The 22,396-nt window shown below is 49.7% G+C and carries 18 protein-coding genes; 11 read left to right on the plus strand and 7 right to left on the minus strand.

Features of this window, described 5'->3' with window-relative positions; translation table 11 throughout:
* Positions 1–91 precede the first annotated feature (91 nt).
* Positions 92–2,428, plus strand: a complete 2,337-nt coding sequence (locus BLS62_RS20910) for a HEAT repeat domain-containing protein (RefSeq protein WP_093185255.1) — start codon at positions 92–94, stop codon at positions 2,426–2,428.
* A 128-nt stretch (positions 2,429–2,556) separates the two neighbouring features.
* Entirely contained in the window at positions 2,557–3,522 is a 966-nt protein-coding gene (locus tag BLS62_RS20915) for an aldo/keto reductase (RefSeq protein WP_093185259.1), read from the plus strand.
* Positions 3,523–3,529: 7 nt separating this feature from the next.
* Here the strand turns inward: BLS62_RS20915 and BLS62_RS20920 are convergent, their stop codons facing one another.
* Positions 3,530–4,552, minus strand: coding sequence for a LacI family DNA-binding transcriptional regulator (locus BLS62_RS20920; RefSeq protein WP_093185264.1), 1,023 nt, complete (start codon positions 4,550–4,552; stop codon positions 3,530–3,532).
* A gap of 84 nt (positions 4,553–4,636) precedes the next feature.
* The gene (locus BLS62_RS20925; protein ID WP_093185267.1) at positions 4,637–5,611 is read right to left on the minus strand and encodes a 2-hydroxyacid dehydrogenase; all 975 of its coding nucleotides are present in this window, start codon (positions 5,609–5,611) and stop codon (positions 4,637–4,639) included.
* Positions 5,612–6,197: 586 nt separating this feature from the next.
* Here BLS62_RS20925 and BLS62_RS20930 point away from each other — a divergent pair.
* Complete coding sequence (locus tag BLS62_RS20930) at positions 6,198–6,890, plus strand: FadR/GntR family transcriptional regulator (RefSeq protein WP_093185271.1); 693 nt, start codon at positions 6,198–6,200, stop codon at positions 6,888–6,890.
* A gap of 45 nt (positions 6,891–6,935) precedes the next feature.
* On the opposite strand, the gene BLS62_RS20935 is transcribed toward BLS62_RS20930, so the two are convergent.
* Positions 6,936–7,874: a sugar kinase gene (locus BLS62_RS20935; RefSeq protein WP_093185274.1), complete on the minus strand. Its 939-nt coding sequence runs from the start codon at positions 7,872–7,874 to the stop codon at positions 6,936–6,938.
* A gap of 480 nt (positions 7,875–8,354) precedes the next feature.
* Between BLS62_RS20935 and BLS62_RS20940 the strand changes: the two genes are divergently transcribed.
* Entirely contained in the window at positions 8,355–9,407 is a 1,053-nt protein-coding gene (locus BLS62_RS20940) for a DmpA family aminopeptidase (protein WP_244283604.1), read from the plus strand.
* 12 nt (positions 9,408–9,419) lie between these two features.
* Positions 9,420–10,373, plus strand: a complete 954-nt coding sequence (locus BLS62_RS20945) for a phosphotransferase enzyme family protein (RefSeq protein WP_093185282.1) — start codon at positions 9,420–9,422, stop codon at positions 10,371–10,373.
* A gap of 28 nt (positions 10,374–10,401) precedes the next feature.
* Here BLS62_RS20945 and BLS62_RS20950 read toward each other — a convergent pair whose 3' ends face one another.
* The gene (locus BLS62_RS20950) at positions 10,402–11,778 is read right to left on the minus strand and encodes a glutamate decarboxylase (RefSeq protein WP_093185287.1); all 1,377 of its coding nucleotides are present in this window, start codon (positions 11,776–11,778) and stop codon (positions 10,402–10,404) included.
* Between the two features lie 179 nt (positions 11,779–11,957).
* Between BLS62_RS20950 and BLS62_RS20955 the strand changes: the two genes are divergently transcribed.
* The 4 genes from BLS62_RS20955 (at position 11,958) to BLS62_RS20970 (ending at position 17,676) form a co-directional block, all read left to right on the plus strand.
* Positions 11,958–13,070, plus strand: a complete 1,113-nt coding sequence (locus BLS62_RS20955; RefSeq protein WP_093185291.1) for an ATP-dependent DNA helicase — start codon at positions 11,958–11,960, stop codon at positions 13,068–13,070.
* Positions 13,071–13,206: 136 nt separating this feature from the next.
* Positions 13,207–15,669, plus strand: a complete 2,463-nt coding sequence (locus tag BLS62_RS20960) for a Tex family protein (RefSeq protein WP_093185294.1) — start codon at positions 13,207–13,209, stop codon at positions 15,667–15,669.
* Positions 15,670–15,839: 170 nt separating this feature from the next.
* Entirely contained in the window at positions 15,840–17,177 is a 1,338-nt protein-coding gene (locus BLS62_RS20965) for an amidase family protein (protein ID WP_208991002.1), read from the plus strand.
* A 22-nt stretch (positions 17,178–17,199) separates the two neighbouring features.
* On the plus strand, positions 17,200–17,676 hold the full coding sequence (locus tag BLS62_RS20970; RefSeq protein WP_093185298.1) for a YaiI/YqxD family protein: 477 nt from the start codon (positions 17,200–17,202) through the stop codon (positions 17,674–17,676).
* Between the two features lie 74 nt (positions 17,677–17,750).
* Here the strand turns inward: BLS62_RS20970 and BLS62_RS20975 are convergent, their stop codons facing one another.
* Positions 17,751–19,613: a DEAD/DEAH box helicase gene (locus tag BLS62_RS20975; RefSeq protein WP_093185302.1), complete on the minus strand. Its 1,863-nt coding sequence runs from the start codon at positions 19,611–19,613 to the stop codon at positions 17,751–17,753.
* A 436-nt stretch (positions 19,614–20,049) separates the two neighbouring features.
* Here BLS62_RS20975 and BLS62_RS20985 point away from each other — a divergent pair, with 436 nt between their 5' ends.
* Positions 20,050–20,265 (plus strand): hypothetical protein, encoded by a 216-nt coding sequence (locus BLS62_RS20985; RefSeq protein ID WP_093185310.1) that lies wholly within the window; start codon positions 20,050–20,052, stop codon positions 20,263–20,265.
* 97 nt (positions 20,266–20,362) lie between these two features.
* Entirely contained in the window at positions 20,363–20,812 is a 450-nt protein-coding gene (locus BLS62_RS20990; protein ID WP_208991003.1) for a hypothetical protein, read from the plus strand.
* Positions 20,813–20,875: 63 nt separating this feature from the next.
* Here BLS62_RS20990 and nqrM read toward each other — a convergent pair whose 3' ends face one another.
* On the minus strand, positions 20,876–21,109 hold the full coding sequence (gene nqrM / locus BLS62_RS20995) for a (Na+)-NQR maturation NqrM (protein ID WP_093185315.1): 234 nt from the start codon (positions 21,107–21,109) through the stop codon (positions 20,876–20,878).
* Between the two features lie 12 nt (positions 21,110–21,121).
* Positions 21,122–22,150 carry an FAD:protein FMN transferase gene (locus BLS62_RS21000; RefSeq protein ID WP_093185319.1) on the minus strand — a complete coding sequence of 343 codons (1,029 nt, stop codon included), beginning with the start codon at positions 22,148–22,150 and terminating at the stop codon, positions 21,122–21,124.
* Between the last annotated feature and the right edge of the window lie 246 nt (positions 22,151–22,396).

The following is a 22,396-nucleotide window of genomic DNA, read 5'->3' on the forward strand; positions in this document are numbered from 1 at the left end:
GGATATTTCCGCCAGTTCTTCTTCCGTTTGTGCAAAGGGGCTTGCCAAGCAGGCCCTTTTGCAGAAGTGGACTTGAGGAGAAAAGCCAATCATGACGGTTTCCACCATCCGTTTGGGTCAGGGTTTTGCTGTTGAGCAAACTGAAGCTACTGAAAAACTTGTCAAAATTCTGTGTGAGTTACTTGCTAATGGCGAAGAGCGTGAAAAGTGCCTATCCGCTCAAGCTCTTGGAAAATTTGGCAGTTCTGCTGCGCGGACAGCGCTAGCAGATGCGTTGCGTGATGACGATGAAGATGTTCGTGGTGATGCGATTGAAGCAATCGTCAATGCACGCGCTGGTCTTGATGCGCAGGTTCTGTTGTGGAGCCTGCAGAACGATCCGGTTCTTGAGGTGAAGCTATCAGCAATTGAAGGACTGGCGATTGCTGGTGGTTCGTTGGCTGAAGAATGGCTAACCAAGCTTGCCAAAGATCGCTGTGAAGATGATGTCGCGTGGGATGGGAACGGAGCAGAATGGGATGATTGGCTGGATGTCCAGCGTAAGTCCATGCTCGCTCTTGGAACATTGAAGTGCGAAGCTGCATCTGCGGTTCTGTTGGAAACTGCACGCGATCCGTTTGGTCAGGAAGTTTGGCCTGAAGTGACCATGGCGCTTTCTGAGATGGGTGTTACAGGTCTGTTAGAGCTGGCGACACTTGCAACAGATGCTTCTGCACGTGTGCGGGAACATACAGCGCGTGCTCTGGTTTTGGCTAGGGATGAGCGGGCAGGGGACATCCTGCGGGTTCTGTTTGCGGATGCAGATCCTGATGTGCGGGTTGTTGCTGCAGAAGTGCTTATTGAACGTGGTGGGGAAGCTGATCTGGCGGTTCTGCTTGCTGACAGTGAACCACAGATGCGCCGACTTGCGTTGAAAAACCCAGAAAACATTTCCTATTCCAAGCTGGAAGCTGTGGCGTTTGAGGACGAAGAAGAAACTCTTCGTGTTATGGCGCTGGGCCGACTGGCAGAGATCGAGATATCTAATCCAGAAGAGCTGATTGAGCGCGTTGAGCGTTCTGTGCGCGGCGCAAGTGATATGTTTATCGCTGCTCTGGTTCCTGTGCTTGGCAAGTTGGAAGATGAAGCAGCTGCGGAGCTCTTGAAGGAGATCTCGACACAGCGCAAAGATCCAATCGTAGCGAAGGCCTTCATCGTGTTGCATGGCATCAAGCCAAGTGTTGAAGGGCTGGAGCTGCTGCTAGATCATGTCACAAGTTCAGAGCAGGAGATCCGTCTTGCCGCCCTGAATTCATTGGCAAAACTGGCAGAAGGTGAAGGTGATATTGCCGATAATGCAGCTGTCCAACTGGTTTGGGCTGTTTCTGGTAAGTTGATGCCTGAAGCGCATGAGCAGGACATCCTTGATAGTGCCAAGGAAAAAGATGCCTCTGCCCTTGGTAACAACGGTAAAGGCAACGATAAACCTCCACGTGTCCAACTCGACCGTGAAGGTAATATTGTTGAGCCAAGCGTTGCAGAAGAGGTTGTTGACGCACCTGAGATTGAAGCCGAAGTTCCCGCAGACACCGATAATTTGTCGACAGAGACTTTGCTCGTAGATGCAATTGAAAGTGCTGAGGATCTCCCGGAAAGCGTCGCGGCTTTCCCAGGATCTACACTTGGTGCGATCTTGAACACCGAGGAAGAAATTGCAAAGCTTGCGGAAGAGCCTGTTGAACTCGGCAAGAAGGATATGCATTTCCTAGAACTTGCCAATGAGACCATTGAGAAAAAGCGCGTTATTCCAGGTCGCCCTGATGATCCAGCTTTGGATATTCGCTTACTTGCGTTGCGTATCTGTGGTGGTGCAAAACGTCCTGAGCTGATCGACGGGATGGTGACAGCTCTTTCTGACCGTGAGATGCAGGTTCGGTTTGCTGCCAGTCAGAGTCTCGTACACTTGACCAAGAACGGCCTGACGCTCTCTGAAGATGCTGTAAAGCATATTCTGGAACTGCCTCCGGAAAATGACAATTCCGTGCGTGCTATGCGAGTTGAGTTGCTTGGTCGCTCCGAGAATGCTGATGCGGAAAAGTTTGTTCAAGCAGCGCTGAAGGACAAGAGTGATGGAGTTGCAGCATCTGCGCTGAGTGCTCTCGCTGGCAAGCAAGGCGGCGTAGTTGATATTCGCGGTTACCTCAAAAACCCGCGCCGTCGCTTGCGTGTAACAGCATTGGATTTGATGGGAAAAAGCCCTGACTTTGATGCTTTGAATGATATCTTTGATGCTGCTCAGATGGAGGGCGGTGTGCTCATTCCAAGTGCAGCGGCTTGCCTGCGTTGTCATTCTCCAGAGAAAGTTCTTGGCGCTTTTGAGCAATGGCTGGGTGGTGACATCTCACGGAAATTGGCAGCTTTGGAAGTTCTAAATAAATATGTCGTTTAAGAGTGTTTTGCTCGATCACGATAAATCCATGAGTTGAACTGGTAATTGGTATTTATCTGGTTCGGTTTTAGTTATATGAAAACCTGCTGGCGTTTGCTGGCAGGTTTTTTCTTTTGTTGAGGGGCATCATGCGTTCAAAAACACTTTCCTCTGGTTATCCGATGCCGATGCTCGGCCTTGGCACCGTTAAGTTTGGAGAAGGTAAAACCTATCCAGCGATCCGTGCTGCCCTAAAAGCCGGATACCGCCACATTGACTGTGCGATGCTTTATGGAAATGAAGCGGAAATAGGGGCTGCACTTGCTGATGCTATGAAAGAAGATGGCATTAAGCGCGGTGACTTGTTTGTAACGTCAAAACTTTGGAACAGCTTCCACAAACCTGAGGATGTTCGCGGTGCATTGGAACATGCGCTGAACGATCTGCAGCTTGATTACCTCGACCTTTACCTGATGCATTGGCCTGTTGCGCTGAAGGCGGGGATTCATAAACCTCAAAAAGCAGAGGATTATTACTCGTTGGATGAGGTTCCTCTCAAAGACACGTGGCATGCGCTTGAAGAATGTTTTGACGAGGGATTAGCGCGCTCTATCGGTGTTTCCAACTTTAGTCCGAAAAAACTGGAAGAACTGATTTTGGATGCGCGGGTTACTCCTGCAGTCAATCAGGTTGAACTTCATCCGTTCCTTCAGCAAAATGATCTGCGCTCGTATTGCTTGCAGCACAACATTGCTGTGACAGCCTACGCGCCGTTGGGACGCGGTATTCCTGCAGATCTGACAGAAGACCAGAAGAAGGACGTACTGCTGGTTCATCCAATGATTGAGGAGATCGCGCAGAAGCACGGGGCGACGACAGCACAAGTCCTGCTGAAGTGGGCTATTCAGAACAACGTTATTGTGGTTCCGAAGTCAGGCAGTGAAAAGCGCTTGGCCCAGAACCTGGCGACGATGGATTATCTGCTGGATGAACATGACATGTCGCAGATCGAACAACTCGATCGCAATCATCGGTTCGTGCCAGGTGAGGAGTGCTTCTTGCCGGGAAGCCCATACACCTGGGAAAACCTATGGGATGAGCCTCGTCCGACTTGAATGCGGGTTAAAGCTTAAATGTTGAGGAGTCGCGAACTAACAAATGCGGCTCCAATCTCTGTGTTTTTGGTGCAGATGCATCGCCTTCCAGTCTCTTGATCAAGAGATTGGCAACGTCCTTACCGATTTTTCTTGGGTACATCTCCACTGATGAAAGTGGAGGTGTCCAAGCCTCGCCTTCGGGCAGATTGTCAAAGCCGACAAGCGCAAGATCTTCTCCGATCACCCTGCCTGCTTTTTTCAGTTCTGCTGCCGCGCCGACAGAAACGTGATCGTTGTGGCATAGCAGTGCGGTAAACTCGATTTGATTTTCAATCAGTTCGAGCGCTGACTGACGTCCACATTCCCGACTGACCCCATTGAGTAATATTGTGATGTCGTCCTCTGGAATTGCTGCAGCTTGGAGCGTTTCCCAAAAGCCGCGCTTTCGCTCGCGTCCCGGCATCGTATCTTGCAAGCTGGCGATCATTGCGAATTTCCGGTGCCCCTGTTCCAGTAAATGCCTGGTTGCCATTTGAGCACCGAGGTAGTTGTTGGAGCCGATGTAATCCAACGTCAGGCCTTCAATTTCCCGGCTAAACGTGATCACTGGGATTTCTCTTGTGCAGGCAACATCAAAATCAGAGCGGCTGGAACCGGCGCTCGGGCTGATGGCGATACCGGCAACTCCATGGCCGATAACTTCTTCCATGAGGGTTTGTTGGCGGGTTCTGTCTTCTCCAATATTAGCGATGATGGACAGATAGCCATGACTGGAGAGTTCAGCTTCGAATGTTGTCGAGAATTCAGCATAAAATGGCACGGAAATATCGGGCAGAAGAACGCCGATCAAACGAGAGCGCCCTGATCTGAGTTTTGCAGCGTTGTAATCTCGAACAAACCCGAGGTCACGCATCGCTTTTTTGACGCGCGCCTTCGTTTCCTCGGTCATTCGGCCAGTGTCATTTATGGTATTTGAAACTGTTGCAACAGAAACACCTGCTGCTTTTGCAATATCTGAAGCTGTGACTTTAGATTTCTTTAAAGACATGAATTTACTTTATGTATCAAATGCATTTTTTCCAAATAAGTTTGACATTAGAATTTGGAATTTTGCGCAATAATTCTATTTTATTTAGGTAAATTTGAATGAAGTAGAAGTTTTTAAAAAATTTAACTGGCTAAATACTTCTCGTTTTTGATGCCAAGATGAAATGTTTTCAATTACTTGTCTGCCCATCTCAAGTCTGGTTTCTATAGTGGCACTTGCGAGATGCGGCGTGAGAGTTGTGTAGGGCGATGAAATCAGTTCATTGGGCACATTGGGCTCATCCGGGAATACATCCAATGCTGCCGCGCCCAATTTTCTTGCTTCAAGTGCAGAAATTAGATGTTGAGTATTTATGAGCGAACCGCGAGCAATATTAATGAGTAAGCCGGTACGGCCAAGTGCTTCTAAGACATTAATATCTATAATATTTTTCGTTGTTGGATTGCCAGAGGCGGCCAAGACCAAAACATCTGACTCCGCTGCAAGTTCCAAAGGAGTGGATCGGTAACCTCCATCACGCTTATCGTTTTGGCTGCGGTCACAATACAGAACCCTCATATCGAAAGCATCACGCATGATTTTGGCCACTCTTTGGCCTACGCGTCCGTACCCCAAAATACCCAAGGTTTTTCCACGCAGACTTTGGCCGATACCCAACTTGCCCTCAAGCCATTTGCCTTGGCGGATAAAGCTATCACCTTCCGCAACTCTGCGCGTAGAGGCCAGTGCCAAGGCTACTGCATGGTCTGCAACTGCGTCTGTCAACGCATCAGGAGTAGTTGTCACTTTAATACCCCGACTCTTGGCTTGATCGAGATCGATTTTATCGAACCCCACTCCATACACCGTGATGAGTTCGAGGTTAGGAAGGGCGGCCATTAAATCGCCGTCCAAACCTATGTCACCTTTGGTTGCCACCACGCGGATCCGAGGTAAAATTTGTGAGAGTAGATCTTCATCTTCACGGATCTGCCAGTACTTGAAGAGAGCAAAGCGGTCCTGCAATTCCACATTGATCTCGTCAGGCGCGTAAGGACTAAGTTGAAGAACGTCTATCATGAAGGACTCGTCAGCAGGTTACAGGACTATCTGCGTTGAAGATGCTGCATATTGCAGGAAACAACCAGCGCAGAGTTCTATGCCTGACCGATATATGCGGACAACCCCCTGCTTTTCGACACGTAAGATTGCGGCTACCGGCCGAGTGGTTTGGTGGGAACTAGATAAGTGTGAAGATCAGATAGAATGCACCGGCTAGAATGCTGGTGACGATCAATGTGCCCCCAATGTCAGCCGCACCGCTCTGGATTGCCTTGTAAGGAAGTTGGCGCATGATAACTCCTTCCTGGTGTTTATGGACTCACCCCGAAACCATAGAGATATATTAGGCGTGATCTTTATAAATAAGCAGACTACATAATGTCGCAGTTTGATTAGAAGACACGGTTGTTCGCTTATAGTTCGATGCCTCCATGTCTTTCAACATACTGTTATTATTGGTATTAATTCAAGTTTCTGTCCCAAAATCCCGGAAAAACCCTTGTTAGGGTGGCAAGCTTGTTAGCTATCAGTTGCTGTTGTAAAATAACTCCGGAAAATAGCCTGCAAAGAGCTTAAGAATAACAAAAAAATTGGAGTGCGAGCGGTGGCCCGTCCAGCAAATCTCTCAAACGCCGTCTATGGCAAGATGAAGGGAGCGGTTGACTCTGGGGAATTTCCTGAAGGGTTGAAGCTGCCTACAGAAAATGCGTTATGCGAGCGGTATAGTGTGTCCAGACCTGTTGTGCGTGGTGCGATGGAACGCATGCGTAAAGAGGGGTACATTAAGACCATTCGCGGGTCCGGCAGTTTTGTAATTAAAGAACATGTTACACCAGCATCTTCAGTGCCGACCCTTGGTGAGTTTGCAATTTCGGGCATAGGGGATGTCATCCAATGCCAGGAAACGCGGATGGCTTTTGAGGGAGAGATGGCTGCACTTGCTGCGGAACGTTGGACTGCATCGGAAATGGATGAGCTTGACGCTGCTCTTGAGCAAATTCATAGTGGCGGACTAGATTCCGTAGGTACGATTGATGGCGACATGCGCTTTCATACGGCTGTCGTGAATGCAGCCAAGAATGATTATGCAGCAGCTGTTTATGGGCTGATGAAGCCGCAAATTTTGGTTGGGATGAATATGAGTAAGGGTCTCTACCCTCTACTTCCCGAGTTTGCGCGCCGTCATGGAATTGAAGAGCACAGAGCTATTCTTGATGCGATCAGAGCACGTGATGTGGAAGGCGCGCGCCGTGAAATGCGGAACCACATCGGTTTCTTTGGTGATCAGTTTAAATAGGAAAAGAGCTCGACGGTTATCCTACGAGCTCTTTTGATTTACTGCTTAAGAAACGCCTCGTTCTTTCATGAAGGTTTCAACCTGATTTCTGCGAGGGAGCGGGGCTATTGCGCCATATCCTAGTGTTGTCAGCGCTGCTGCGGCGTTCGCGTATTTCAGGCTGTCCTCAAGAGATTTGCCTTGAATGATGCTGCTGAAGAATGCACCTGAGAAGCAATCACCTGCGCCGGTTGCATCCAGAGCTTCGACTGGATTTCCTGCAACACGTTTGCGGTCAGTTGCGGTGGCATACATGGCACCGTCCTTGCCGAGCTTCAGGATGACAGTTTTGGAGCCCAGTTTGAGGTAAAAGTCACAAATTTCATCTGGGTCAGACAGGCCTGTGAGAACCTCTGCTTCATCCACACTTGGCATGATGAAATCAACCAGGCGAGCGGTTTCATGAATGACACCGCGGGCGCGGTTGAGATCCCAAAGCTTGAGACGCAAGTTAGTGTCAAAAGAACTCAGGGTTCCAGCTTCTGTCGCAATCTCTATGCTCTTGAATACGCTATCACATGAACTTGTTGAAATTGCCTGTGTAATTGCGGTGGTGTGGAGTAGTTTTGCATTCTGGATTGCCTCAACAGGTAGCTGATCTGGTGTGATAACTGAAGCTGCTGAGCCTTTTCTCGCGAAGCTGAAATGATGACCACGTTCATCGTGAGAAATAAAGTAGATCCCGGTAGGTGCGTTGGAGTTTCGTTCCACCAGATGGGTTTTGACGCCTTCGTTCTTCCAAAGATCAATGAACTTATCGCCGAATACGTCATCTCCCAGATGGGTGAGAATGGCTACATTTGCACCCTGACGGGCTGCGCAACAGGCAAAGTTAGAGCCATCTCCGCCAAAGCCGGATAAATAATTGGGGCCTGCTCCAGAGTATTCCTTTACCTGATTGAATTCGAACAGTGGTTCCCCAAAGCTGATGATTTCTGCGGTCATATTTGTCCTCAATGTTCAAGGCGGCTTGCGGCGGTAATCGTCGCCGGGAACAAACTTGCTCAACAAAATGCAGAGGCATATTCCGTTGTGCAGTCCGCCTTTATGGTCAGCATTCAATGCTCACAACCTGTTGGCTGAAAACCTAGTGGTTGAAGCAGGGTACGGGCAGTAGGGTTGTGCGTACTCTTTGTGTGGGAATACGGGAACAGATAATTGGTGAACCACTTTCTTGATACTCTCTGAGTATTGCCATGAGTTGGTTCCTCAGAGTTTCATTAATCCGGCTTCTGTGATTCATGTTACCGATTGGAATGTTTGCCAGTTTTACTAGTTTATATTTTTGAAGATGTAATTGGTCAACCAATATTGTGTGATCTGCCGGTCGCTCTGAGAATTAATGGTGCAAGGTGGTGTCGTTTGGTTGTTTGCCTTTATGGGGTGATTTAGGAGTACCGGGTAAAGAATTACTGGGAGGCGAGCGTGCTAGAGAGTGAACTGTTTCAGACTAAGAATATTGGCAGTATGCCGAAGGGCATTCGAAATACGATTTGTGACGTTCCGGGTGTTAAAGTTGGTCATGTAACGCTTACCGATGGTGATTGTCAGACCGGTGTAACAGCGATCACAGCTCATGATCAAAACCCGTATCATCTCCGTATCCGAGCGGCCTCTCATGTATTGAACGGTTATGGCAAGAGCACTGGCCTTGTGCAGCTTGAAGAGCTTGGTGAGCTGGAAACACCCATCGTGCTGACGAATACCCTGAGTGTGGGGGCCGTGAGTGAGGGCCTCGTTCGATACACAGTGGAGAAAACACCGGAAATAAAATCGAACTTAGCGACGATTAATCCGGTTGTCTTTGAATGCAATGATGCCTTCTTAAATGACATCACGGCTCTTTCTGTTCGCCCAAAACATGTTTCTCAAGCCCTCTCTTTGGCATCTGAAGAGTTTGAACAAGGTGCTGTTGGGGCTGGACGTGGGATGTCCTGCTTTGGGCTTAAGGGAGGAATAGGTAGCTCTTCCCGGCAAGTGAAGCTTGGCAAGTCTGTTTATCATCTTGGTGTTTTGGTTCTTTCCAACATGGGGCGCTTACCCGATTTTATCTGTGCTGGGCAGCACGTTGGGCCTGCGATTGAAGATGCTATCAAAGCTGACGTAGCCGGACCTGAAAAAGGGTCGATCATCATGATTGTTGGGACAGATCTTCCCTTGAGTGAACGGCAATTGACCAGAGTCGCGCGACGAACTTCTGTTGGACTTACGCGGACTGGCTCATTCCTTGGTCATGGGAGTGGGGATATAGCTTTGGCGTTTACAACAGCTGATCCTGTGGACATGAAAAGCCGGAAACGCACGCATTCAGTGGAACAACTGGATGAGCGTCGAATTGACAGGGTGTTTCGAGCCGTTTGTGAAGCTACAGAAGAGGCTATCGTGAATTCAATGTTGAATGCTGAGCGCGTGACCGGACGAGACGGAAATACGCGATTTGCACTGAGAGACATTGTTGCGACAATGGGGGCAAGTTAATGGGGGATGCAGATGAATAAACAAGAAATCAAACTGCTAGACGAAGCTTTTGGTCTGCCGGAAACCACCAAATGGGTATCTTTCGGCGAGGGGCACACCAACGAAACTTGGTTTGGAGAGCTTGAAGGAGAAGAACCAGTTGTTCTTCGTCGCTTTAATCCGAACCGTACTGAAGATCAGATTCTTTCTGAAATAAAGTGTTTAGACCTTTTACAAAACATGGTCGATTGCACGGTACCAAAGGCTCTTTATGGGGTCAATCAGCAACGTGTGACTGAGGTGGAAGGTGCACACTACAGCTTGTTCGAGTATATTGAAGGTGTAACGCCTGCTCTAGACGAGGCTGAAACTTGCACCTTAAGTGGACTAGCCCTTGCTAACCTTCACATCAAGCTTTGGGAGAGGCGTGATGAGTTTCGGTTTGCAGAGGAGGCCCGTCCCTGCGTTGACAAAAGCTCTCTGAAATCTGGGATGGTTCTTTCGTCTTCACTTGGGAAGATGGATGCTGCCAGCAGCCTCGATAGCAAATTTCTGTCGGTTCAATATTGGGCAGATATAGAGGCGGCCTTAAGCGCTGCTCTGACATCTCTGAGCGTTTTGGATGACACGAAGCATCTGGTACACGGAGATTTTGGCCCACCAAATGTTCTGGTGAATGAAAGTACTCGCGAGCTGGCAGGTATTCTGGATTGGGATGAATGCCGCTGGGATTTGCCTATCTACGATGTCGCGAGTGTTTACCCATTCCTTTGTGAAATTGATGATGCTCTTGGTGATGCGTTTGTAGATGCTTACTTCAAAGGCTTGCAGGGATCTTCCCATCCGCTTGCAGCCCGCAGTGATGAAGCACGCGCGCTTATGGGCGCGGTTCATTATGTGGCAACTTACAAAGAACTGGAGCTCATGGTGGACAACCACCTTGATGAGCCGGAGTACTTGGCGGAGCTGCTACAGCAGCTCGCCTAAGTTTTAGTAATGTAGTCTCTCACGGGTTCTATCCGTGAGAGAAACTTGGACCTGCATCAGACCATTTGATGTTGTTTTTATCCAAATAATTCAGCGCCTTGCGGATGTCTAAAAAGAGCTGATCTACTGCGTCGTGGGAAACTCCGTGGCGAACCATGATCCGTTGCACAACGGTTTCTTCCATATCTGCGGGGAGGGGGTAGGATGCGATTTGCCATCCACTCATGCGGACTCTCTCTGATAGATCGTAGAGCGTGTAATGGGCCTTATTTGGATTCTTGAGACGATAGCACACGCAAGGTAGAGCCCCTTTCCCATCGTACAGAACTTCCAGTTCAGGCAAGTCCTCCAGTTTTCCAGCGAGGTATTGAGCGTTCTCCGCACAGGCTAATTGGATCCCTCTGTAGCCAGCCCATCCCAAGCGCATGAAATTGTAGTACTGAATTACAATCTGACCACCCGGGCGAGAAAAGTTGAGGGCGAACGTTGGCATGTTGCCGCCTAGATAATCGACATTAAACACGAGATCCTTCGGAAGTTCGGCGTTATCGCGCCAAATCACCCAACCAACACCCAGTGGAGCCAGTCCGAATTTGTGACCAGAGGCGTTGATGGATTTAACGCGATCTAACCTAAAATCCCAAAGAAGCTCTGGGTGAAGGAAGGGCGCGACAAAGCCCCCTGATGCTGCATCTACGTGGACAGGGATATTCACGCCGGTTTCATTTTGCAGCTTGTCCAGTTCAGTGCAGATCTCTTTGACAGGCTCATAAACACCGGTAAACGTGACGCCCAACGTTGGCACAACACCGATAGTGTTTTCATCGACGTAATCTTTGAGCTGATCTGGCTGCATATGGAGTGAGCCCTCGCTAAGAGGTATCTGGCGAAGCTCAACATCGAAATACTTGGCAAACTTGTGCCAGCAAACCTGAACAGGACCACAGACGATATTAGGTTTATCGAAGGGCTTGCCCTCTTTCTTTCTGCGATCGCGCCAAGCCCACTTCAGCGCAAGCCCGCCCAGCATAGCTGCCTCAGAAGATCCAGTTGTTGAACAACCGATGGTTTCTTCTGCTTCTGGTGAATTCCAAAGGTTTGCTATTATATGAACGCAACGGGCTTCAATATCAGCAGTTTGCGGATATTCATCCTTATCGATCATGTTTTTGTCGATGCAATCTGCCATGAGTTTGTGAACTTCATCTTCCACCCAAGTGGTGCAAAACGTTGCGAGATTTTGTCTGGCATTGCCATCCAGATAAAGCTCATCCCTAACCAGATTATAGGCCTCTTCTGGAGCCATGCCAGTTTCTGGTATCTTGAATTTTGCCAAGCCTTCCACGGCGCGGGCAGTCGCGTAAATATCAGGGTTTGCGCAATTATTTGCTTTCCACAAAGGCATAGGCAGTGCTCCAAAATTGATTGCTCACAGCAGGTCTACCGCTTGCAGTTGAATTCCACGTAAGTTTTGCTCGTTCAATTTGGAGTGTCCTGTTGACCTTTTTAAGAAAACGGGGGCGTTTCCGGTCAGCTTCGTTTATTAGTCAGTTTTGTTGAATTAGTAATTATAGGTGGTCGGGAATGGATTGGTCTCCGCAGCAGGATGAGGCGCTTTCAGAAACAGCCCGTTGGCTTCGCTCTACTGGCGGATCACAAGTGTTTCGTTTATTCGGCTATGCAGGAACTGGCAAAACCACTCTTGCTCGCCATTTAGCTGAAGGCATTGACGGTGATGTCGCTTTTGGAGCGTTTACGGGTAAAGCTGCTCATGTGTTACGCCAAAAAGGGTGTGCAGACGCATCAACCATTCACTCGTTGATCTATCGACCTCGTGGCACGAAGAAAGACGAGGAAGACGATGATGATGGCCCACAGTTTGCAATTAATCGCGACAGCCCTGCTGCAAAAGTAGATCTGATCATCATTGATGAATGTTCTATGGTGGATGAAGAGCTGGGTCGCGATCTGCTTTCATTTGGCAAGAAGGTTCTGGTTCTGGGTGATCCGGCGCAGTTGCCGCCCGTTCGTGGTGGTGGTTATTTCACTGAGGTTGAGCCTGATATTATGCTCACCGAGGTGCATCGTCAGGCGAAAGACAACCCAATCGTGCGTATGTCTATGGATATTCGCGAGGGTGCGGAGTTGGATTTTGGTCAATATGGCGAGAGTTCTGTTATCTCCCGACGAGATATTGATAAGGAAATGATCCTCTCTGCCGATCAGGTGCTTGTTGGGACCAACAAAACACGCCGCTTGTACAACAATCGCATCCGTGAGCTGAAAGGCTTTACAACGCAAATGCCCGCTGTTGGCGATAAGTTGGTTTGCTTGCGGAACGACAAGACCAAAGGCCTGTTAAATGGCGGGTTGTGGAATGTGAAACGACTTCGCCCACCACGCGGTAACACTCTTCGGTTTGATGTGGAATCTGATGATGATTTTGCAAAGGCCGCCATTAAGGTAAAAGTGCTGCCTGCCATGTTTGAGGAGGGTGGAGATCAGCTGTCATATGCCATTCGCCGCCGGGCTGATGAATTCGACTACGGCTATGCGTTGACAGTCCACAAATCGCAGGGTTCTCAGTGGGATAATCTGGTTTTGTTTGACGAGAGCTGGGCGTTCCGCGAGCATAAGACACGCTGGCTTTACACTGCCGTCACCCGAGCAGCGAAGACAATTACCGTGGTGCGGTAGTTAACCCTCGAATTCTTAAATGCCGCTTTCTGTGAATGCGGTATTTTCTTTGTGCGTATTTTGGTATTTGTCCTAGTTTCGCCAGTTTGCGAGACCTAGTGTGGTCTCTTAGTTTTAACAGCATCACGAGTACTGAATGTCTGATCTGACCTCTGTTACCGTTTCATCTCCTGCCAAGAAGGCTGGTAAGATTCCTGCCGATGTGGCTCTTCGTATTTCCCAGAGAATTGCTGTAGAAATTGGATGCCAGCCGGGGCAGGTGAATGCGACGGTGCAGTTGCTGGATGAGGGGTCTACGGTTCCGTTTATTGCTCGCTATCGTAAAGAGGTGACGGGTGGTCTGGATGACACTCAGTTGCGTACTCTTGATGAGCGTCTTATCTACATGCGTGAGATGGAAGATCGCCGCAAAGCGATTGTTAAATCCATTGATGAGCAGGGCAAGTTAACGGATGAGCTTGCGAAACAGATTGCAGGTGCTGATAGCAAATCTACGCTCGAAGACCTTTATCTGCCATTCCGCAAGAAGCGTCGCACTAAGGCACAGATTGCACGTGAGGCCGGGCTTGAGCCGCTCTCTGATCTGCTGCTTGGTGATCCTAACAAAACACCGGAAAGTGAAGCTGCCAGCTTTGTAGATGCAGAGAAGGGCTTTGCAGATACCAAGGCCGTGCTTGATGGCGCACGTCAGATCCTAATGGAACGGTTCTCTGAGAATGCTCAGCTCGTCGGCAGGCTACGTGGTTACGTGGCTCGGCAAGGTGTTGTTGGCGCTTCCGTTGTTGCAGGTAAAGAGCAGGACGGCGCCAAGTTTTCTGATTACTTCACATACTCGGAAAACTGGAAGAACATTCCAAGCCACCGCGCGTTAGCCCTGCTACGTGGACGGAATGAAGGTATTCTGGCGCTGGACTTGAAGGTTGATGAAGACGATGTGTCAGCAGTTAAACCTGTTGAGCGGATGATTGCCGACGCTGCTGGTATTCAGAACAATGGTCGTTCCGCTGATAAATGGTTGTCTGATGTTGTTCGCTGGACATGGAAGGTCAAGATTGGGCTTCATGTTGAGCTGGATCTGATGGGTGAGTTGCGTGATCGTGCCGAAGAAGAATCCATCAAGGTTTTTGCTCGTAACCTGAAAGACTTGCTTCTTGCTGCGCCCGCTGGGCAACATGCTACGCTGGGCCTTGATCCCGGTATTCGGACTGGTGTTAAAGTTGCAGTAGTTGATGCCACGGGCAAACTGATTGATACCGCGACGATCTATCCGTTCCAGCCACGTAATGACATTCAGGGTTCTTTGGTGACACTGAAAGCGCTGGTTGCCAAACATCAGGTGAGCTTGATTGCTATTGGTAACGGGACTGCTAGTCGTGAAACGGATCGTCTGGCTGCCGATCTTTTGAAGGACATCCCGACAGAGTTCCGCCCAACTAAGGTGATGGTGAATGAGGCAGGTGCATCGGTTTATTCCGCTTCTGCCCTTGCCGCGAAAGAGATGCCGGATGTGGACGTGTCGCTTCGCGGTGCGGCTTCTATTGGCCGACGCTTGCAAGACCCACTGGCGGAACTGGTGAAGATCGAACCTAAATCCATCGGGGTTGGACAGTATCAGCATGATGTGAACCAGACTAAACTGGCGCGGTCACTGGACGGTGTTGTTGAAGACGCTGTGAACGCTGTTGGAGTTGATCTCAATACGGCATCTGCGCCGTTGCTCGCACACATCTCCGGCTTGTCCGACAGCCTTGCAAAAGCTGTTGTTGACTACCGGGATACGGTTGGAGCTTTCAAAAATCGCAGGGAATTGCTGAAAGTCGCACGGCTTGGTCCGAAAGCTTATGAACAGTGTGCTGGCTTCCTGCGTATCTCTGGCGGAACCAACCCGCTTGACGCATCGTCTGTTCACCCCGAAGCGTATCCTTTGGCGCAGAAGATCGTCAAAGCTTGCGGTCGCGATATACGCGAGATCATGGGTTCCACTGTTTTGGGTAATCTGGATCCGAAAGAGTTCACGGACGAGAAGTTTGGGTTGCCAACAGTGAAGGATATCTTTGCTGAATTGGAAAAGCCGGGTCGTGATCCTCGTCCTGAGTTTAAGACTGCCTCCTTCCAAGATGGTGTTGAGACTATTAAGGATCTTAAATCAGGCATGATGCTTGAAGGGACAGTTACGAATGTGACTAACTTCGGAGCCTTCGTTGATATCGGCGTGCATCAGGATGGTTTGGTTCATGTGTCGCAAATAGCTGATCGTTTTGTTGATGACCCGCATACGGTGGTTAAAGCAGGCGATATCGTCAATGTGCGTGTTGTTGAGGTTGATGTGGCGCGCAAGCGTATTGGCCTGACCATGCGCAAAGATAGCGCTGACGCGCGTGAAAATGCACGTGAGCGTCAAGCTGATCGCGGTGGTAACCAGCAGCAACAACGTGGGCAAGGTGGTCGCCCTAGCGGTGGTCCTAATGGCGGAAACCGTGGCGGCGGCGGTCCTCGCGGAGGAAGCGGTAGCAGTGGTGCCTCCCAACCTGCAAAGAGCGGCGATAACAATGCAATGGCAGCAGCTTTAGCCGCTGCGTTTAACAAGCCAAAACGCTAATCTAAACGACCATTATCTGATGCGGGCTCGCCGGGTTTCACCGGTGGGCCCTTTTTGTTTTCAGGGCTGAATTAAGAGACTGGTAGGTCTTCCTGATACATCTGATTGTTTTTTGCTGCAAAAATGGCGAGAACCGTTCTGTATCGGTATCTTTTTGTAGGAAGCAACTGATGAGTAACAGTTACAGATCAACTCCAGACAACCGCATTTTCTTTCAGGCGGAAGACAAGGCTCGGCGATGTATTGATCTTGTGATGGATCTTCCTGATGGGCTTCCCGAACGGGTATTTATCGAGTTCGATGCAGCCCGCATTGCGCGACAAGCTCGGCAGGCGGATGAAAACGTAAAGGCGTTTCACAGGGATTTGCCGCTTCATGGCGTAACGGTTTCCATCAAAGATGTGATTGATGAACAAGGCGTGGTCACAAGCGCGGGGTCTGCGTTTTTGCGGAACCGTTCTCCTGCTTGTGAAGATGCAAAGATTGTCTCTCAATTGCGTGCAGCTGGAGCCGTTCCGTTTGGCCGGACTAATATGAGTGAGATGGCCTATTCGGGTCTCGGATTGAATCCTCACTATGGAAACCCGCCCAATACCAGTGATCCATTGCGTATTCCCGGGGGATCATCATCAGGTGCGGCTGCGAGTGTGGGATTGGGTGTGTGTCGTGCAGCGATTGGGACAGATACCGGAGGCTCCGTCCGTATCCCAGCAGCATTGAATGGCCTTTATGCATTTAAGCCGACGCGTGCAACCACTGCAACCAAAGGCCTTTTGTCCATCTGCCCTTCTTTCGATAGCGTTGGCCCGATTGCGCGTTCAATCGATATGTGCGCCCGGCTTCATGCGGTTCTCTCGGGGCAGTGTCCAGCACCTAAGAATGTGAAAAGCCTTGATGGATTACACGTTGGGCTCGTGGTTTCGCCTATGGCTGATGGGTTGGATGTACAAGTGAGTTCAGATTTTGACCGAGCCATGCAGGCTATACGGGATGCTGGAGCGGTGATTGCCTCAGTCTCGGAACCGATGCTTTTGCATTGCTCTACATCTCTCGACTTTATCTGTAGTTATGAGACGACTGCATTGGTTGGAGGATACCTTGAGGGCTTGAAAGAGCAGGGAGATCCATATGTTGTTGCGAAAATTTTGCGAGCTGCTGATGTGACCAGTAAAGAAGCTGAGGAGGCTCGGTCAAAGCGGGCAGATGCAATTCGTGCTTTTAAGGAAATGTCTAGGAAGTTTGATGTTCTTATTGCGCCAACAGTTCCGATCATTGCGCCATTGTTGGAAGATGTGGAAACCGGCCTCGAGAAATTTGGTGCCCCGCTCTCTCAAAATACGCGGGCAGTGAATTGGGTTGACGGCTGTGCGGCGACAATTCCCATGCATTCACCAGGGAAGCCGGGAACAGGACTTATGATATTTGGCAAGGCTGGAACCGATTGGCATGTGCTTGAGATGGCAGAGCTGATTGACAAAGTGATCATTCCTGCGCGACTAAGGGGCTAACAAACGCAGGAGATAAGCCGCTGTGACCAGTGCGAAGAAGATACTAATATACATTGATGCAGACGCCTGTCCTGTCAAAGACGAAATCTACAAGGTTGCCGATCGTTATCGGCTGAAAGTTTTTGTTGTTGCAAACAGCTTCATCAACACGCCAAGAGATATGGATATTGAGCGTGTCATTGTGCCGGAAGGTCCGGATATAGCGGATGACTGGATTGCAGACCGTGCTGTACCGGGTGATCTTGTGGTGACGCAGGATATACCGCTTGCGGATCGTATTGTGAAATCGGGGGCTATTGCGCTCTCTCCAAAGGGGAGGGTGTTTGATGAAGCCTCTATTGGGATGGCGCTGGCGACGCGAAACCTGATGGAGGACTTGCGCAGCTCCGGGCAGCAAACATCTGGGCCTAGCCCATTTTCACCCCGAGACCGCTCACAATTTCTGCAAAAGCTGGACCAGCTCATTCAGCAGCTGAAGCGAGATGGGTTTGCGGTTTAAGTAAGGTGCAGATAGCCAATAAAAAAGCGGGCCAGATGGCCCGCTTTTTTTGTATCTAACAGTGCTCGGTGAGCCTATTCGCCGCCCGGTTTACCACGGAAGCTTTTGCCGCCGCCTGGTTTACCTTCGCTACGTCCACGACCTTCACCGCCACGGTAACCGCCGCCATCACGGTTTCCACGGTTTGGTGCGCGACCTTCGCCGCCTGGTTTGCCTTCACCAGCTGGTTTGCCTTCGCCGCGGTATCCGCCGCCGCCGCCGCCGCCACCACCGCGGAAGTTGCGCTTGTTACCGCCGCCGGCTGGACGACCGCCGCCACCACCGCTACCGCTGCGTTCTGGGTTGCCGTCGATGCGAGTGATGGTGATTGATTTTTCACCAGTCCCGTTTTCTTTGACAACTTCCATGAACTTATCAGCGAGTTTTGGATCAAGTTCGAAGCGGCTATCAGCATCAAAGATACGGATAGAGCCGATGTCTTTTTTCGCGATATGACCTGCACGGCAGATCATTGGCAGAAGCCAGCGAGGTTCTGCATTGTGTTTGCGGCCAACGTTCAGACGGAACCAAATGCCTTCACCAAATTCTTTGCGTGGCTTCACATCGCGTTCTGGATCGAACTTGGAGCTTGCAAGCAATTCTTCTGGTGCAGGCAGACCTTTGTGGATCTGACGCATGTAAGCTGCTGCGATCTGTTCTGCTGAGAATTTTTCCAGCAGATCCTTGATCATCGGCAAATCTTCTTCAGCCGGAAGCTCCTGAAGATCTGTTGAAGCAAGGATACGATCCCGATCACGGTCACGAATTTCTTGAGCAGTAGGAGCTGAGTCCCATTCTGCTTTTACCTTAGCAAAGCTAAGCAGGCGTGTTGCTGAACGACGACGTGTGTGCGGCACAATCAGAGTACAAACACCCTTACGACCTGCGCGGCCAGTACGGCCTGAGCGGTGCAGAAGTGTATCTGAGTTGTTTGGCAGATCAGCGTGGATCACAAGATCAAGGTTCGGCAAATCAATGCCGCGGGCTGCAACATCGGTTGCCACACAAACGCGAGCACGGCCATTACGCATAGCGCCAAGGGCGTGGTTACGTTCTGTCTGGCTCAACTCACCAGATAGGGCAACTACAGCAAAACCACGGTTTCCGAGACGCGCAGAAAGGTGTTTCACCATTTCGCGAGTGCCACAGAAAATGAGAGTGTTTTGGGATTCGTAGAAGCGAAGGACGTTGATGATCGCGTTTTCGCGGTCATTTGGTGCAACTTGCATTGCACGGTATTCGATGTCTGCGTGCTGTTCGCGATTAGTCACAGTAGAGATACGTTTTGCATCGCGTTGGAAACGCTTTGCTAGTGTCTCGATCGGTGCTGGAACAGTTGCAGAAAAGAGCATTGTACGGCGTTCTTCCGGGGCTGCGCCCAGGATAAACTCCAGATCTTCACGGAAGCCCAAATCCAGCATTTCGTCAGCTTCGTCGAGGACGACTGTGCGAAGTGAGGATGTATCAAAAGAGCCACGCTCAATGTGGTCACGTAGACGGCCAGGTGTGCCGACTACGATATGTGCGCCACCGGAGAGCTCACGGCGTTCGCGGCGCATATCCATACCACCAACACATGTGGTGATACGTGCGCCAGCTTCGCCATAAAGCCATTCCAATTCGCGGCTCACCTGTAGGGCAAGTTCGCGGGTTGGAGCGACACATAGTGCGAGAGGTTTTTTGGCCCGCTCCATCCGCTCTTCAGTTCCAAGGAGTTCCGGAGCCATGGCTATGCCAAATGCTACGGTTTTACCGGAACCGGTCTGCGCGGATACCAAAAGGTCTTTGCCTTTAAGTTCCGGATCGAGAACAGCTGCTTGAACTGGTGTAAGAGACGTGTATTCGCGCTTTTCCAAAGCTTTGGACAGCGCTGGGGCAACCCCTTCAGGTATCGTCATTTAGTGTTCTTTCGAGGAGGGTCATTATTAATAAAGCAAGAGCTTTGTTGCCCTACCCATCGCTTCCGCTCACTCATGGGAATATGAGGCGGCAAATGGCAAGCGAGCTCTTTTCTTCGAGGGCCTTTTAGTCCGACTTGCTCAAAAGGTCAATGTAATAAGATAAATAGATATGAAAGACGCATGTTATTTGACGATGATGACCGCTATTTGATCAATGGTTTGGAATATATTTCACAGGGATTGAGCGGGGTATAAAAATTGATGAATTATATCTTCCAGAATTAGGCACAGCCGTATTGCGATAATTGCGTTGTACTGCCAGTGGGATAGAAAATTGCCTTTGTCTGCTGTGTTCTGCTTTACTTGCACGTCGTGTGTTTGCGTTTTGATTACAACAGAACTAAAGGGAACGTAATGTTCGCTTGGAGCTGTCATGGATCAGGTTTTGAATTTCTTTTCTGCTATGCCTTCGTGGTTCGGCGTTGTGCTGCTTGTGTTATTTGCAGTAGGCGGTCGGCTCTTTAAGGACAATTGGAAAACACAGGGCGCAGGCTGGAAACTTCGTTGCTGGATGTATGGCCTGATTTCGGTTCTCAGTTTTTCCCTTATGGTTTTTGGTGTTTTTGATTTCAGCTGGGCCTCCGCATAACACCCCGATTGCGGAAAACTAGTTTTAAGACCCTTGGTATATGTTTGCTCCCAAAAGGTGGTCGGCCCACCGGAAAATGCCAATGGGAGCTTGTATTATGTTTTCTAAACCGTCTTTGCTCAGAAGAGGAATAACGGCCAAACTATTTGGTTTAGCGTTTGGGCTGCTCTGCCTCTCCCTCATCAGTTGGCTCAATTTGAACGTGTCTTTTGTGGTTCAGTTTGGTCTGATTCTATGGTGCATTACCCTTGGCGGATTAGTGGCCCTGATTGGTGTTCTAAATTACCATCCCCTTCTCAAGTCAAGTATGCCGAGCTGGTTCTCAGGCGGGTTCATATGTGGTTGGATGAACTTGCTGTTGTGGCTGATAGGTGGGGATAGTCTGACGTCTATTGGTCAAGGCCTATTTCCGACGCTTGGAAGCTTGTTCCTTGGTGTTGGCTTTGTTGCAATCGGCGTTGCTTTTGGTTTGGTCTCCGGTTTCTTTGCGACTCTGATTGGTGGTGAGGGTCCGGATGCTGCCCGTGATTACCGGGTAGATAAATAAACGGCGGATACAAAAAAAGGGGCCGTGCGGCCCCTTGTGCAATCTGTATTGTTACAGCGCGGCTTATACTGCGCTTTGCTCTTCCATGGCCCGCTTCCGCTTACATGGCTGAAGCTTTTCACGGAGTGGGCTGTTTGGATCGATTTCGCGTTTGCAAACCACACAATGGTCAGCGCCTTCAATTGCATTTAGGCCGCCACAACTGCCTGTGATTGGCTTGTTTCTGAAGACAGCACCTATTGCCATTCCAGCGACAATGAGGATCAACACGATAAATGCGATGATGAAAGTTGCCATTGTGTTATTCCGTTAGTTTTTTGCAGACTGCTCAAATTTCCGAAACGCGCTGGATGAGCGTGTGATGAAGCGGTTATTCTCTCGTACGATGAAGAAGACCGCCATGCCTTCTCGTTCAGCTAATGCCATGCCGCGTTCGTCTCCCATGGCAAACAGTGCCGTCGCAAGTCCGTCAGCACGCATGGCACTGTCGGCAATTACGGTCACTGATGCAAGCTTATGGTCGATTGGACGGCCTGTTACCGCATCAAGAATGTGTGAGAGACGTTTGCCCTCCACCTCCTTGTAGTTGCGGTAGTCGCCAGAGGTTGCAAGGCCTTTGTCGCTTACTCTGACGATTTGTTGAACTGTTCTCGTCGTGGAATCCGGTTTTTCAATTCCTACGGCCCACGGCTCATTTTTCGAGTTATTGCCTTTTGTGACAAGATCTCCGCCGATTTCGACCAGATACTCGTTGATGCCGTTTTGTTCTAGAACAAGGGCAACTTTGTCAACGCCGAAGCCTTTGGCAATGGCGGACAGGTTGACAGCGGTGTCTGGATTGACTTTGCGTAGGGCAGGGGGATCTGTCTCAAATTCGAGCATGGTGCTCATGCCGACAGAAGCGAGGGCTTCCCTGACTTCAATTGGATCCGGCTCTGGAGGCGTATCCTGTTTCGGTCCAAAGCCCCAAAGCTCAATGAGCGGTGCTAAAGTTACATCGAAACGACCACCAGTTTGATTATGAATACGCAATGCTTCCCGCATGACAATGCTGAAGTCACGCGAAATTGGTGTCCATTCTGTGCTGGTGGACTTGTTGAAACGGCTGACTTCCGAGGCTTTATCCCAGTTGGACATTGCCTTGTTGACTGCTAGGAGTGCTTCGTCCACCTGCTCTTGCAGGTCTTTTTGTGTGGCTTTGGAAGATCCCTTGATGGCTTTGACATTGTATGTCGTGCCCATCGTCTTACCAGCGAGAACGATCTCATCTCTGCTGTTTTCGTTAGGAACACAAGCCGTAACGAAAAGAAGTACAAGAGCTGTAACGAGGAAGCGCATTCTGGCCTCAGAGGTTGTTCATTTCCCCGCGTAATCGGCCTTATCTGTGTTTCTGTCAAGTCAAATAGGGTTTGATACTTGATTGGCGAAGAACAGGGATAGTTGATCACTACAAGGTATTAAGTGAAACTACGTCACTGTGAACAGTTAGGGGAAAACTATTTTGGCGGGAAAAAATCGCTAAACCACATTGTTAACGCAACGTCAATATTGCTAATAACTATTGAAGTTTGAGGTATATCAGGG

The sequence above is a fragment of the Pseudovibrio sp. Tun.PSC04-5.I4 genome (assembly GCF_900104145.1).
Lineage (GTDB): Bacteria > Pseudomonadota > Alphaproteobacteria > Rhizobiales > Stappiaceae > Pseudovibrio.